General features: G+C 66.5%; 10 protein-coding genes. 4 read left to right on the top strand and 6 right to left on the bottom strand.

Going from position 1 to position 13546, the window contains the following annotated elements:
• Positions 1-11: 11 nt before the first annotated feature.
• The 6 genes from cheA to flhD all read right to left on the bottom strand — a co-directional run bounded on the left by cheA (position 12) and on the right by flhD (position 5407).
• The gene (cheA, locus tag ACYBYQ_RS08810; protein ID WP_459618368.1) at positions 12-2099 is read right to left on the bottom strand and encodes a chemotaxis protein CheA; all 2088 of its coding nucleotides are present in this window, start codon (positions 2097-2099) and stop codon (positions 12-14) included.
• Between the two features lie 30 nt (positions 2100-2129).
• Positions 2130-2510: a response regulator gene (locus ACYBYQ_RS08805; RefSeq protein WP_459618367.1), complete on the bottom strand. Its 381-nt coding sequence runs from the start codon at positions 2508-2510 to the stop codon at positions 2130-2132.
• A gap of 8 nt (positions 2511-2518) precedes the next feature.
• Positions 2519-3466, bottom strand: a complete 948-nt coding sequence (gene motB / locus ACYBYQ_RS08800; protein ID WP_459618366.1) for a flagellar motor protein MotB — start codon at positions 3464-3466, stop codon at positions 2519-2521.
• A gap of 12 nt (positions 3467-3478) precedes the next feature.
• Positions 3479-4354, bottom strand: a complete 876-nt coding sequence (gene motA, locus ACYBYQ_RS08795; protein WP_459618365.1) for a flagellar motor stator protein MotA — start codon at positions 4352-4354, stop codon at positions 3479-3481.
• Positions 4355-4480: 126 nt separating this feature from the next.
• Positions 4481-5071 (bottom strand): flagellar transcriptional regulator FlhC, encoded by a 591-nt coding sequence (gene flhC, locus ACYBYQ_RS08790; protein WP_459618364.1) that lies wholly within the window; start codon positions 5069-5071, stop codon positions 4481-4483.
• Between the two features lie 12 nt (positions 5072-5083).
• Positions 5084-5407: a flagellar transcriptional regulator FlhD gene (gene flhD / locus ACYBYQ_RS08785; protein ID WP_459618363.1), complete on the bottom strand. Its 324-nt coding sequence runs from the start codon at positions 5405-5407 to the stop codon at positions 5084-5086.
• Positions 5408-5792: 385 nt separating this feature from the next.
• Here flhD and ACYBYQ_RS08780 point away from each other — a divergent pair, with 385 nt between their 5' ends.
• From ACYBYQ_RS08780 to ACYBYQ_RS08765, 4 genes are all read left to right on the top strand, one after another.
• Positions 5793-6530: an RNA polymerase sigma factor FliA gene (locus ACYBYQ_RS08780; protein WP_459618362.1), complete on the top strand. Its 738-nt coding sequence runs from the start codon at positions 5793-5795 to the stop codon at positions 6528-6530.
• A 142-nt stretch (positions 6531-6672) separates the two neighbouring features.
• A complete protein-coding gene (locus ACYBYQ_RS08775; RefSeq protein WP_459618361.1) occupies positions 6673-7818 on the top strand; it encodes a FliC/FljB family flagellin in 1146 nt (381 codons plus the stop codon).
• Positions 7819-8022: 204 nt separating this feature from the next.
• Complete coding sequence (locus ACYBYQ_RS08770; RefSeq protein ID WP_459618360.1) at positions 8023-12456, top strand: O-linked N-acetylglucosamine transferase family protein; 4434 nt, start codon at positions 8023-8025, stop codon at positions 12454-12456.
• Positions 12457-12638: 182 nt separating this feature from the next.
• Positions 12639-13499 carry a hypothetical protein gene (locus tag ACYBYQ_RS08765; protein ID WP_459618359.1) on the top strand — a complete coding sequence of 287 codons (861 nt, stop codon included), beginning with the start codon at positions 12639-12641 and terminating at the stop codon, positions 13497-13499.
• Positions 13500-13546: the final 47 nt, after the last annotated feature.

The following is a 13546-nucleotide window of genomic DNA, read 5'->3' as shown; positions in this document are numbered from 1 at the left end:
GTATGCTCCAATCAAATGAGGGCGGCTTCGGGCTGGGCCCATTTCTCGCGGTTGGCCCGGGCCAGCGCGAAGACGTCGACGATGAGGGCCACGCTGCCGTCGCCGAGGATGGTCGCGGCGGAAATCCCCGGCACCTTGCGGTAGTTGGACTCGAGGTTCTTCACCACCACCTGGTGCTGTCCCACGAGGTGGTCGACGAGCAGCGCGAAACGCCGCTCCTCGGCCTGCATGATCACGGCGATGGCCTGGGTGGGATCGGCCTGGGCGTCCGCCACCGAGAACACCCTGTGCATCTCGACCAGCGGCAGGTATTCCCCCCGCACGTGCATCACGCGCTCGTTGCCCGCCACCGTGTAGATCTGCTCTTCGGTGGGCTGCAGCGACTCGGTCACGTGGTTCAGCGGCAGGATGAAGGTCTCTTCGCCCACGCGCACCGACATGCCGTCGAGGATGGCCAGCGTGAGCGGAAGAATGATGCGGGTGGTGGTGCCCTGCCCCGGCACGCTGGACAGCTGCACGTGGCCGCCCATGTCCTGGATGTTGCGGCGCACGACGTCCATGCCCACGCCCCGCCCGGAAATGTCGGTGATCTGCTCGGCCGTGGAGAAGCCCGGCGCGAAGATGAGCTGCCACACTTCGTCGTCGGACATGCTGTCGCTAACCGGCAGGCCCTGCGCCAGGGCCTTCTTCAGGATCCGCTCGCGGTTCAGGCCGCCGCCGTCGTCGCTCACCTCGATCACGATGTTGCCGCCGTTGTGCTGCGCCGACAGCACCAGTTGCCCGACCGGATCCTTGCCCGCCGCGATGCGCTTCTCGGGGGTCTCGATGCCATGATCCAGGCTGTTGCGCACCAGGTGCGTGAGCGGGTCGATGATGCGCTCGATCAGGCTCTTGTCGAGCTCGGTGGCGCGGCCATAGGTCTGCAGCTCGATCTGCTTGCCCATCTTGCCGGCGAGGTCGCGCACCAGGCGGGGGAAGCGGCTGAACACGTAGTCCATCGGCATCATGCGGATGGACATCACCGCCTCCTGCAGGTCGCGCGCGTTGCGCTCGAGCTGCTCCATGCCGTTGAGCAGGCGGTCGTGCAGCACCGGATCCAGCGTGGAAGCGGTCTGTGCCAGCATGGCCTGGGTGATGACCAGTTCGCCCACCAGGTTGATGATCTGGTCGACCTTCTCGACGCCGACGCGGATGGAGGTGGATTCCTTGTCGGCCTGGGGCGCCGCCGCCGGGCGGGCCGGACGCGGCGCACCGCCGGCCGGCGGCCGCGGTGCCGGCGCCTCGGCGACGGGCGTGGGCGCCGCACTGGCGGCTGGCGCGGGGGCCGGCTGCTGCGGCGCATCGGCCTTCGGCGCGGGTGGCGCCTCGCGCGAGATCGCGAGCTGGTCGGCATTGACGATGAAGCAGCACACTGCCTCGATATCGTCGGCACTGCAGTTCGTGTCGACCCACACGGTGAACTGTCCGTCCTGGCGCTCGGATGCATGCACCTTGCCCAGGTTGCCCATTTCCTCGAGGATGGCCTGGGCGTCCTTGTCGGAGACGCCGCGCAGGCGCACGCACGTGACGGCGCCCTCGACAGCCGGCGCGGGTGCCGGCGCGGACGGCGTGGGCGCCGGGGCCTGCTGCGCCGCTGCAGGCGGCGGCACGGCCGGCGCCGCGGCGGCCGGCTGGACACGGCCCTGGGGCGCGCTGCCGGCGTCTTCGAGCGCCAATTCCCTCAGTATGGCGCAGATCCGTTCGTACACGGCTTCGTCGGGTTCTTCCGATGCCCGGTAGGCATCCAGCTGGCTCTTGAGCACGTCCTTCGTTTCCAGAAAAGAGTCCACCATGTCGACACGCAGCGCCATCTCTCCACGACGGATGGCGTCCAGCAGGTTTTCCAGCAGGTGAGTCGTCTCGGCCAGCTTCTGGAAGCAGCCGAACGTGGCTGCGCCGCCCTTGATCGAATGGGCCGCGCGGAAAATGGCGTTGAGCTGTTCGATATCGGGCGCATCGACATTCAGCTGGAGCAGCCGCTGCTCCATCTCGGCCAGCAGTTCATCGGCCTCGTCGAAGAATGTCTCGTAGAACTGACTCAGGTCCAGACCAGAACTCATGGGAAATATGCCTTTGAGTGAAAGCCCGCGTCAGGCGCGCGCCGCTTCGTCCAGGAGCTCGGCCGCCAGCTCGACCAGCGCATCCGGATCCACCGGCTTGTTCAGCCAGCCGCTGGCGCCCAGGCCGCGTGCCGCCGATTTGCTCAGCGCGTCTTCCTCGGTGGTAAGGACCAGCACCGGCACGGCCGCGTAGCGGGGATCCTCGCGCAGGCCCTGGATGAGCCCCAGCCCGCCCAGCACCGGCATGTTCCAGTCGGTGACCACCAGATCGACGGCATGCTCGCGCGACAGCGCCAGCGCATCCCGTCCGTTGGCGGCGGCCAGCACCTGCCAGCCGGCGCCCGACAAGGCCGCCTGGACGATCATTCTCATGGTTGCCGAGTCGTCCGCTACCAGAATCGTGGTTGCCATGAATGTTCCTATCGTGTTGCCGCGGATGCCGCGGCACCCTGGGGTGCAGCCAGCTCCTGCCCGACCTGGGCCGCGTCGCGCGCGGTCAGGTCGGCCGCCGCGGCATTCTCCATCTCGATGCGTCGCTGCGTGGCCTCGTTGAGCACGACCAGGCTGATGCGGCGGTTAACGGCAGCATAGGGGTCATCCTTAACCAGGCTCATGCTGGATGCCAGTCCCTGGATGCGGATCACCTTGCCCTCGCTCATGCCGCCGGCCACGAGTTCCTGGCGCGACGAGTTGGCGCGGTCGGCGGAAAGCTCCCAGTTGCTGTAGGCCCGCTCTCCCAATGCGTACTGGGTGGCATCGGTATGGCCGGCAATGCTGATCTTGTTGGGCAGCTCGTTCAGCACCGGACCGAGCTCGCGCAGGATGTCGCGCATGTAGGGCTGCACCTGGGCACTGCCTGTGGCGAACATCGGCCGGTTCTGACTGTCGACGATCTGCACCCGCAACCCTTCCGTCGTGATGTCGATGAGCAGCTGCGGGCGGAACTTCTGCAGCACCGGGCTGTTCTCGATCACGGACTCCAGCCGGGTGCGCAGCTGCTCCAGGCGGCGGCGGTCGCGGCGATCGGCCTCGGACGGCGTGGGCTGAGCCTGCACTCGCTCGCCCTGGGCGCGCCGCACGTCGCCCTCGTCGCGCAAGGGATCGCGCCCGCCGCCCGGGATGGCGCTGGTCTCGGCGGAGCTGCTGGGGCCGCCCGTAAGCGCCACGCGCAGCGGCATGCGGAAGTACTCGGCGATGCCCTTGAGTTCTTCGCGCGGGACGACGCTGATGAGCCACATCACCAGGAAGAACGCCATCATGGCAGTGATGAAGTCGGCGTAGGCGATCTTCCAGCTGCCGCCGTGATGCGCCGCCTTGCGGCCGCGCTTGCGGCGCACGACGACGCGATAGTTGTTTACGGGACTCATGCCGAGGCTCCGTCAGGCGCGGCCGGGCGAGGCCGACTTGGCCTGGCGCACATGCTCCTCGAGCTCGCCGAAGGTCGGGCGCACGGCAGAGAACAGCACCTTGCGGCCGAATTCCACCGCCAGCTGCGGGGGATATCCGTTCATGCTGGCCAGCAGCGTGACCTTGATGCACTCCAGCACCTTCACCGATTCGGCCGTGCGGCGCTCGACGCGCGAGGCCAGCGGCGCAACGAACCCGTAGGCCAGCAGGATGCCCAGGAACGTGCCCACCATGGCCTTGGAGATCAGGTCGCCCAGCACGGCCGGAGGCTGATCCACGGATGCCAGCGCCTTGATCACGCCCAGCACCGCGGCCACGATGCCGAATGCGGGAAGCGCGTCGGCCACCTGCTGCAGCGCATGAGCCGGCACCTCGCGCTCGTGGCGATAGGTTTCGATCTCCTCGTCCATCAGCGTCTCGATCTCGAACGAGCTCATGTTGCCGCTGATCATGATGCGCAGGTAGTCGGTGATGAACTCCATCAGCTTGGGATCGGCCATGATGCGCGGATATTCGGCGAACAGCGGGCTGGAGGCGGGATCCTCGATGTGCGATTCGATCGCCATCAGGCCCTCGCGGCGGGCCTTGTTCAGCAGCACGTACAGCAGGGCCATCAGCTCCATGTAGAGCACCTTGCTGTAGGGCGCGCTCTTGAGCGCCTGGGGAAGCGCCTGCCCGACCAGGCCCAGCGACTTGCGGCTATTGCCTGCCAGGAACGCCCCGAACGCGGCACCCACGATCAGCGTGAACTCGAAAGGCTGATAGAGCGCCCCGAGATGCCCACCCAACAGGACGAAGCTCCCGACCACTGCGACGCATACGATCGCATAACCGATAAGAATCAACACAACGGGCCTCTGCCAACGTAGTCCATGGAAACCGATGACAATGATCTCCCGCACCCCGTCACCCGAAAACGCGGGTTACCGGGGTTTTTCGGGGGCTTTTGACCAGTTCGGCCCTGTTTTTCCGGCTCAGGAGCGGGCCGGCGCGGCGTCGCCGCGGACGCGGGCGACCCGCGCCTGCGCCACCTTCGCCTTCGCGGCGCGGGTCTTGCCTGCCCGGGGCGGCGGGCGGCAGATCGCGCACACGAAATCCGACTGCGGATCGTGGGCGTGCGCGATGAAATGGCCACCGCATTGCCTGCACGGCGACAACTGCAGCATGCCGCTGTCGAAGAAGCGCACCAGCATCCAGGCGCGCGTGAAGCTGAGCACCGGCTCGGCCGCCTCGCCTTCGTCGCCGGCCACATGCTCGAGATACAGGCGGTAGGCGTCGATGATGGCGCGGATGCCGCGGCTGGACGTGCGCGAGCTCAGGAAGCCGTACACGTTGTAGAACAGCGACGAGTGGATGTTGGGCAGCCAGGTCATGAACCAATCCACCGAGAAGGGCAGCATGCCCTTCGGCGGCGAACAGCCCCGGATCTCGCGGTACAGCCTGGCGAGCCGGTCGTGGCTGATGTTGGTTTCAGCCTCGAGAACCTGCAGGCGGGCGCCCAGCGTGATCATGGCGCTGGCCAGCAGGATCTCGTCCGCCTCCTGCGAGACGCTCTTCGGTGGCATGGCGGATCCGCCTCAGGCCAGTTCTTCGACTGACTGCCTGGACAGCAGGATCGTCGCATGGGCCTGCTGCAGGGCGCCGCCCAGGACATCCTGGGTGAGCGCGGACAGCAGCCCGTAGTCGTCGAAGCGGAAGCGGCACAGCAGCAAGCTTGAGCTCGCCAGCTTCACGAGCTGGGCCGGAGACAGGCGCAGCAGGATGTCGGCGACCTCGCTGCTGAAACCGAGACGGAACATCGACGTGGCAAGATCGTCCCGCAACATGCGCTGGGCCAGAAGCAGGTACGAAAGATTGACCTCACGTATATCGGCAAGCAAAGAATTATCCGCAGGCTTCACACTTCACTCCTGAAACTCGAACAAGTGGGGCAAGAACGCCGGGCTGCACCGTGATGGCGCAGCGGCCAGCCCTGTCGCGACCGTTGCAAGCATGTAACAAATGTGCTTGATGTATCAACAATCTAACACATCAAGCAACATTATCTATGACAAATGTGACAGTACGTATTTTTTACCGCGGTTTTTGGCACTAAAGATACATTGTGGAACGCGGATTACGCCATATTTCAGGCAAATTCGTAAATAAGCGAGTAAAAACTTTTCTACTTGCTGAAATGAATCGTGGCGTTTTGTCGACAATCCCTGCACCGGAATCACCCGGCTGGCCGCCGTCCGGCCCCGCGCTCCCGGCCCTGCCGCGTCCGTTTCCTGCCGACGACACCGAATGCCCGACGCCGAAGAAAGCCTGGTCCAGTACGCCCCGCTCGTGCGCAAGCTCGCGTTGCAGATGCTTGCCCGGCTGCCTGCCAGCGTCCAGCTGGACGACCTGATACAAGCCGGCATGATCGGCCTGCTCGATGCCCTGCGCCGCTACCACGAGTGCGCAGAGGCCCAGTTCGAAACCTACGCCACCACCCGCATCCGCGGCGCGATGCTCGATGAGCTGCGCGCCCAGGACTGGCTGCCGCGCAGCGTGCGCAGCAAGAGCCGGCGCATCGAGACGGCCATGCAGCGCCAGGAACAGGCCCTGATGCGCGCGCCCAGCGAGCGCGAAGTCGCAGAAGAGCTGGGCGTGTCGCTGGACGAATACCAGCACATGCTGTCCGATGCCCAGGGCATGCAGATCCTCCACTACGAAGACTTCGGCCGCGACGGCGAGGAAGGCGGCTGGCACGACGTGCCCGCCCACGAACAGTCCACCCCGCTGGACGCGCTGCTTGCCGGCGACCTCAAGCGGACGCTGGTGCAGGCCATCGAGGCGCTGCCCGAACGCGAGAAGCTCCTGATGTCGCTGTGCTACGAGCACGGCCTCAATCTCAAGGAGATCGGCGCCGTGCTCAATGTCACGGAGGCGCGCGTGTGCCAGCTGCGCACCCAGGCCATCGCCCGCATCCGCGCGCGCATGAAAGCGAGCGCCTGGCAGGAACTGCCTGCCGAGTCGCACCTGGCCCACGTGTTCTGACGAACCCGCGGAAAGTCGTTCGCAAAACCCTTAAGTTCCCAGGATCGAGGACGTAACCCAGGCAGCGAGGCAGCACCGCCTCGCAACGCAGGGCGGCCCCGCTGCCCGGTTTGAAGAAGCCTTTCTCTCTTGGGAGCTATACATGGCTGCTGTTATCAACACCAACTACTTGTCGCTGGTTGCCCAGAACAACCTGACCAAGTCCCAATCCTCCCTGGGCACGGCTATCGAGCGCCTGTCCTCCGGCCTGCGCATCAACAGCGCCAAGGACGACGCCGCCGGTCTGGCCATCGCCAACCGCTTCACGTCCAACGTGCGTGGCCTGACCCAGGCTGGCCGCAACGCCAACGACGGCATCTCGATCGCCCAGACGACCGAAGGCGCCACCGCCGAAATCACCACCCACCTGCAGCGCATCCGCGAACTGTCGGTGCAGGCCGCCAACGGCACGTACTCCTCGACCGACCTGGCCTCCATGCAGGACGAAGTCGAACAGCGCCTGGCCGACATCGACCGCATCAGCCAGCAGACCGACTTCAACGGCGTGAAGGTGCTGTCGGCCGACCGCACGCTGACGCTGCAAGTCGGCGCCCGCGACGGCGAGACCATCACCATCGACCTGAAGGAAATCAGCTCCAGCACGCTGGACCTGGCCTCGTTCAGCATCGCCGGCCCGACCGGCGACGCCACCGACTACACGGGCGGCACCGCTGCTGGCGCCGTCACGCTGAAGTCGACCAACGGCAGCGGTGATCCCGCTGCCGTGAGCTCTGCCGCCGTCACCCTGAAGGATGTCAGCGATGGTGGCACCCGGGCTGGCGCAACGGGTGGCACTCTGGACCTCGTCCAAGACGAGCGCGGCAACTGGTATGTCAAGGACAGCTCCAGCGCTTCCAACGTCGTTTACTACGCAGCCAGCGTGACTGTCAAAGCTGGTACGGGTACCGCGGCGGCTGATATGAATCCGACGGCAACGGTTACCTACGACTCGACCAAGGTGCTCGGAACTGCCAGCGAAGACCCCATGGCTTCGCTCGACACCGCCCTGAACACGGTGGACACCCTGCGCAGCAACCTCGGTGCCGTGCAGAACCGCCTGGAGTCAACGGTCTCGAACCTGAACAACATCGTCAACAACCTCTCGGCCTCGCGCTCGCGCATCGAAGATGCCGACTACGCGGTCGAAGTGTCGAACATGACGCGCGCCCAGATCCTGCAACAGGCTGGCACCTCGGTTCTGGCCCAGGCCAACCAGGTTCCGCAGACGGTCCTGTCGCTGCTGCAGTAATCCCGGAGCAGGCCGGGCGGCCCGCCGCCCGGCTGCATTCCCTCTCATGCCGATCACCGGCCCTCGCGGGCCGCGCCCAGCCCCTCCCCGGAGGGGCTGTTTTCTTGGCTGCGGAAAATAGGCGGTTTTTTGCTCGCACTCCGGCACATTGCCCGCGCGCGTGCGCGGGTAGGCTGTATGTCTGCCCTTCGTGTGTAGATCGCCATGCCCAGAACCGTCCGCTCCCCGCGCAAGCCCCCCGTTTCCGCCAAGGTCCTCACCATCATGGGCCTGTCCCAGGCGCAGGCCGAGGCCCGCACGCGGCAGCATCCCGAGGATCCGCTGGGCTGGAAGAGCCTGGGCGCCCATTGCCTGGAAGCCGGACGGCTGGCAGAGGCCCGCTTGGCGCTCGAGCGCGTTATGGAACTCGCTCCGCGCGATGCGGAAGGGCTGCGCGTGATGGCCGACCTGCTTCTCAAGGAAGGCCGCATCGAGGACGCTCGACGGCAGCTCGACATGGCACTCGGCATAGAGCCTGGACATCTGCTGGGCCGTATCAAGCTGGCCGAGATCCTGCATCGACTGGGCTGCAACGAAGAAGCCCTGCAATGCCTGGAGGTGGCCGGAAGACCTCCTGCAGCCCACCTGGCAGCGTGGCTGGCGTGGCATGGCGTCATCCTGCTGGCCATGCAGCGCTACGACGAGGCGCGCAGGGATTTCGAAGCCCTGCTCGATATCCAGCCCAAGGAATACTCCGCCTGGAACAACCTGGGCAACATTCACCGCGACACCGGCAACCTCGACGAGGCCGAGCGCTGCTACGCCAAGGCAGCCTCGCTCACGAAGGTCGATCCCCTTCCGAAGTCGAACCGGCTTACCGCCATGCATTACCAGCCCGAGGCCACGATCGAGGACATTCTGCAGGCATGCAAAGACTGGGGGAGCATGTTCGCCCCTGCCGTGCGGCCTGAACGGCCTATTCCCGCGGATAGGTCTCCGTCCAAGGTATTGCGGATCGGCATGTTTTCCGACGGTTTTCGCCAGCACCCCGTCGGGACCATGACAGTGTCCGCGCTGGAACGCCTGCCCGGACTCGGCTTCGAGATCTATGCATACACCACGAACAATTCCGTTGACGCCATTACCCGCCGGATCATGGCGCTGGTCAGCAAGTGGACGCCGATCTACCACCTGAAGGACGAGCAGTTCGCCGCCTGCATCCGCGACGACCAGATCGACATCCTGATAGACCTCAGCGGCCACAACGCCGGCTCGCGCATGCGCACGATGGCGCTCGAGCCCGCGCCGGTGCTGGTGAAGTGGGTGGGGGGCCTGATCAACACCACCGGGGTCGAGGCCATCGACTACCTGATCACCGACAAGATCGAATCGCCGGCCGGCAGCGACCACCTGTACACGGAGAAGCTGATCCGCATGCCGGACGACTACATCTGCTTCGTGCCGCCGCCCAAGCCGCCCGAGGTGGCGCCGCTGCCCGCATTGAAGAACGGCTACATCACGTTCGGCTGCTTCAACAACCCCACCAAGATCAACGAAACGCTGCTGGCCCGCTGGGCCGAGCTGCTGCATGCGGTGCCGCAATCGCGCCTCTTCCTCAAGGGCGCTGCCTACAGCACCCCGGTGCTGCGCCAGCGGGTGCTGGACACGCTGGCTGCCCACGGCATCGATAGCGGGCGCGTACGGATAGAAGGCCGCTCGCCCCATCTCGAGCTGCTGGCGCGCTACAACGAAGTGGACATCGGCCTGGATCCCTGGCCCTACTCCGGCGGGCTGACCACCTGCGAGGCCCTGCTCATGGGCGTACCCGTGATCACGCTGCCCGGGCCCACGTTCGCCGGCCGCCACTCGGCCACGCATCTGGTGAATGCCGGCATGCCGGAGCTCGTGGCGGACGACTGGAACCAATACCGGGCGCGCGCGGTGGAACTGGCCTCCGACCTGCAGAGCCTCGCCACGATCCGGGCCCATCTGCGCGACATCCTGCTGGCTTCGCCGGTATGCGACAGCGCGCGCTTCGGGCGCAACCTGGCCAATGCGCTGCGCGCCATCTGGCAGCGGTACTGCGAAGGCAAGGCGCCGGCGGCGCTGGCGCTGGGCGCCGACGGCGAGGCCTGGTTCGAGGACGAAGCCCAGCCCCTGGTGCTGCAGCACCCCCAGCCCAGCGCCGAGGAGGCCGGGTTCCAATGGAGCTTCCAGGGCAGGATCATCGCCGTATCCAGCGGCAGCCGCCCATTCGCCGACGCCGCCGTGGCGCGCATGCTGGAACGCCAGGCCCTGGAGCTGGTGGTGTTCGACGCGGCCAGCCAGGCCCTGCAGGAACCCCTCGCGCGCCGGCAAGGGGTGCACTACTACGCTGGCACCGCGCTGGGCGACGGCCGTCCGGGCACGCTGTACGCCTGCCTGGACGCCAGCCTCAGCGGGCCGCTCAGGCCGCTGCAGGCCGGCGAGTCGCCGATTCCCCATGGGCGCGAGACGCAGGTCCTGGCCCAGTTGCCGCTGGATACCGTCGCGCTGGACAACATAGAGGGTCTGCCCGGTATCGACTGGCTCATGCTGGACGACATGAGCGACAGCGCCGCCATCCTGGCGCATGGCCGGAACGCGCTGGCGCAAGGCCTGCTGATCGAGGCCCGCGTCAGCTTCCAGCCCACGCATGAACGGCAGCCGGATCTGGCCGAACTGCAGGATTGGGCAAACGGCCACGGCTACGCCTTCTACCGCCTGCATGAATCCAAATCTGGCCGCGAGGCCGCGAGCGGGCTTGCGCTGACGCCGACCGCCACGCCGGGCACCAGCGCCCTGTTCCTGCCCAGCCGTGAGCGGCTCGAAGCGCTGGACCCCAACCGCAGGATGAAGCTTGCCTTCATCCTGCACGCGGTCTACGGCCTCGAGGATGCAGCGTACCGGATCATGGCGCCGCTGCCCGGGTCCGAGCGCTACCTGGAGGATGCGCTGCTGCGCAAGTCTGCCGGCCGGGACATCCGCATCCCGCTGCAGAACGTCAGGTCGCAGAACGACGCCGGCGCCGTCGTGCGCCTGACGCAGGAGTTCGGCCGCTGGGATGCGGCCGCGCTGCAGGTCGTCGCGAACCGATGCCGCCAGGCCCTGCTGCGAGACGAGGCCAACAATACGGCGCATTTCATCCTGGTGCATGCCCTGTTGGCCCAGGGCGCGCTCGAGGACGTGCAGGATTCTGCCGTGCTTGCGGAGTTGAGCCAGCGGCTGGCTGCCGCCGGCTGGGCACACAAGGGTGCGCTGTATGCCGACTGGATATCGGACGTGCGCCAATTGCGCAACAGGCCGCACGCCAGGGTGAGCGCCATCCTGATCGCCAACCGCTTCAAGCCCGAGATCGTGGCCAACATCGAAGCGCTGCGCGAGCAGCAGCAGGACGGCATCGAGATCGTATTCGTCAACAACGGGATACCGGCAGCGGACTGCGCCGTGCTGCCCCCGATGGTGGACGTGTGGATAGAGCTGAATCGAAATTCGGGGGACTGCCTGGCACGGAATCTCGGCGCGATCCACGCAACGGCCCCCATCCTGCTGTTCATCGACGACGACGGCCTGCCGGAAGCCGGCTTCGTCGAGGCCCACTTGGCCGTCCATGCGAGCCACGATCCCGTGTCATTGCGTGGCGCGTGCCGGCCGAGGTCCGCGGGTTCCGAGATCCCCGAACACTATCACCTGGGTGACACCGTCTGCAGCGCACCGCCATTGCTGGAAGGCAATGTATCTTTCCCGAGGAAGGAATTCCTCGCCGTGGGCGGCTGGGCCGACTACATTCTGTTTGGCCACGGCGGTGTCGACATTTCGCATCGACTGCTCCGCGACGGCTTCGGCCCCGAGCGGCAGCTGTACACGCCGGCCGCGGTGCTGCAGCATGACTATTTGCGCGGAAATGCCCACGCCGCCGAAAAATTTGCCAAGCTGCGCGCCTCCTGGCTGTTGATCGAGACGCTGGGCCATACTCGGCCTCCTGTACCAGCCATCCGTCCACAGCCGGCCGCAGCAGCAACCCTGGCCCTGACCTCGGCCCCTCTGGTCATCCGGGACACCCCCGCCATGGAGCCCGAGGGTGTGGAGCTGCTGCGCCAACGCCTGGCGGAAAGCCGCCATTACATGGAGTACGGCTCGGGCGGCAGCACCATCATGGCCGGCACGGCCGGGATCCGCAGCATCATCAGCGTGGATTCGGACCAGGCCTTCCTGCAGGCGGTCGTCGAGGCATTCGCGGAGCGGGTGGGACAGGGCGTGACCCTCAGGCCGCTGTACGCCGACATCGGTCCGATGGAGGCCGGAGGCAAGCCCACCGACACCAGCAAGTCGGTGCAATGGCCGCAATACTGCACCCTGCCCTGGGACTGCGTGCACGCCTCCAACCTGCCGAACCCGGACCTGGTCCTGATCGACGGCCGCTTCCGCCGCGCCTGCTTCCTCATCAGCCTGCTGCTGGCCGAACCGGGCTGCGTCATCCTCTGGGACGACTATGTGCAGCGGCCCTACTACCACGACGTCGAGGCCTTCCTCAAGCCGCACCGGCTGGTGGGCCGCATGGCGGAGTTCATCGTGCCGCAACGCCGCTATACGGCCGGCATCGTGATGAGACTCGTGCAGGCCGCCACCGACCCGCGCTGAGCGCGGGCCCCACCCACCGATTGTCGACAAACGGTGTCAGGCACGCATTGCCCGACGCCGGGACAGCCCCTGGCCGGTAACTTCCTGCCACACTCGGCTTGCGTCGGACGCCGGCTTTTCTTATACATGTCATCTATTGCTCGCACGATCTAGTAATTTCCCATTGAGGAGCCCGCTTCCCCATGGCGCGCCGATACGCAGACCTGTTTGCATGGAAGGAGGCGGATCCCGGGATTCCTGCTGCCGCGCATGGACTTCCCGGGCGGCTGGTCGTAAGCCTGACCTCGTATCGCAAGCGCTTCCGCATCCTCCCGCGTACGCTGGCCTGCCTTCTGAACCAGTCGGTGCAGCCCGATCGCATCATTCTGTGGATTGCGCAGGAAGAGCGCGCGCTGCTGCCCGAGTCGGTGCGCAGCCTGGAAGGCCAGGGGCTGGAGATCCGCTATTGCGCGGACATCAAGTCGTACAAGAAGATCATTCCCACGCTCGAGGAAGAGCCGTCCGCCTTCATCGTGACCGCCGACGACGACGTGCGCTACCCCAGCCACTGGCTGGCGGGCCTGATCGCCGCCTGGCCCGGCGACTACCGCACGGCGGTGGCGTGGCGCGCGCACCGGATAGCGCTGGATCCCGCCACCGGCCGGCCCCTGCCCTATTTCAAGTGGCGCTGGAGCTATCGCTCGTCCACTGCGTCTTCCACGCTGATCTTTCCCACCGGCGTGGGCGGCGTGCTGTATCCGCCCGGGATTTTCCATGCCGACGTGACGAACCGGGCGCTCTTCGAGTCGCTCTGTCCCAATGCGGACGACGTGTGGCTGTACTGGATGTGGCGCCGCAACGGCGGGCGCGCCAGGGTGGTGGGCGAGCGGCTGGCGTTGCGGCAGTGGCCCGGCAGCCAGTACGCCAGCCTCTGGCACAAGAACCTGTTCCTGGGCAACAACGACCAGTGCATCAAGAACATGGTCGGCCACTACGGCCTGTTCGGCAGGTCTGCCCGGCGCGTGCGCGCCGCCGCCCTCTCGCAGGCCGATTCGGTGGGCTGAAGCCGGCCGGCGCCGGACACGTGCGGTGTCCGGCGCCGGGCCGCGGG

Source organism: Bordetella sp. 2513F2 (genome assembly GCF_054642735.1).
Note: the sequence above shows the minus strand (reverse complement) of the source record. Positions and strands in the feature narration are given on the sequence as shown.

Bases quoted from the DNA above. Each gene is read 5' to 3' on its own strand.
- motB (WP_459618366.1), bottom strand. From the start codon at position 3,466: ATGAGTCCCGTAAACAACTATCGCGTCGTCGTGCGCCGCAAGCGCGGC.
- ACYBYQ_RS08770 (WP_459618360.1), top strand. From the start codon at position 8,023: ATGCCCAGAACCGTCCGCTCCCCGCGCAAGCCCCCCGTTTCCGCCAAG.
- flhC (WP_459618364.1), bottom strand. From the start codon at position 5,071: ATGCCACCGAAGAGCGTCTCGCAGGAGGCGGACGAGATCCTGCTGGCC.
- cheA (WP_459618368.1), bottom strand. From the start codon at position 2,099: ATGAGTTCTGGTCTGGACCTGAGTCAGTTCTACGAGACATTCTTCGAC.
- ACYBYQ_RS08805 (WP_459618367.1), bottom strand. From the start codon at position 2,510: ATGGCAACCACGATTCTGGTAGCGGACGACTCGGCAACCATGAGAATG.
- ACYBYQ_RS08765 (WP_459618359.1), top strand. From the start codon at position 12,639: ATGGCGCGCCGATACGCAGACCTGTTTGCATGGAAGGAGGCGGATCCC.
- ACYBYQ_RS08775 (WP_459618361.1), top strand. From the start codon at position 6,673: ATGGCTGCTGTTATCAACACCAACTACTTGTCGCTGGTTGCCCAGAAC.
- ACYBYQ_RS08780 (WP_459618362.1), top strand. From the start codon at position 5,793: ATGCCCGACGCCGAAGAAAGCCTGGTCCAGTACGCCCCGCTCGTGCGC.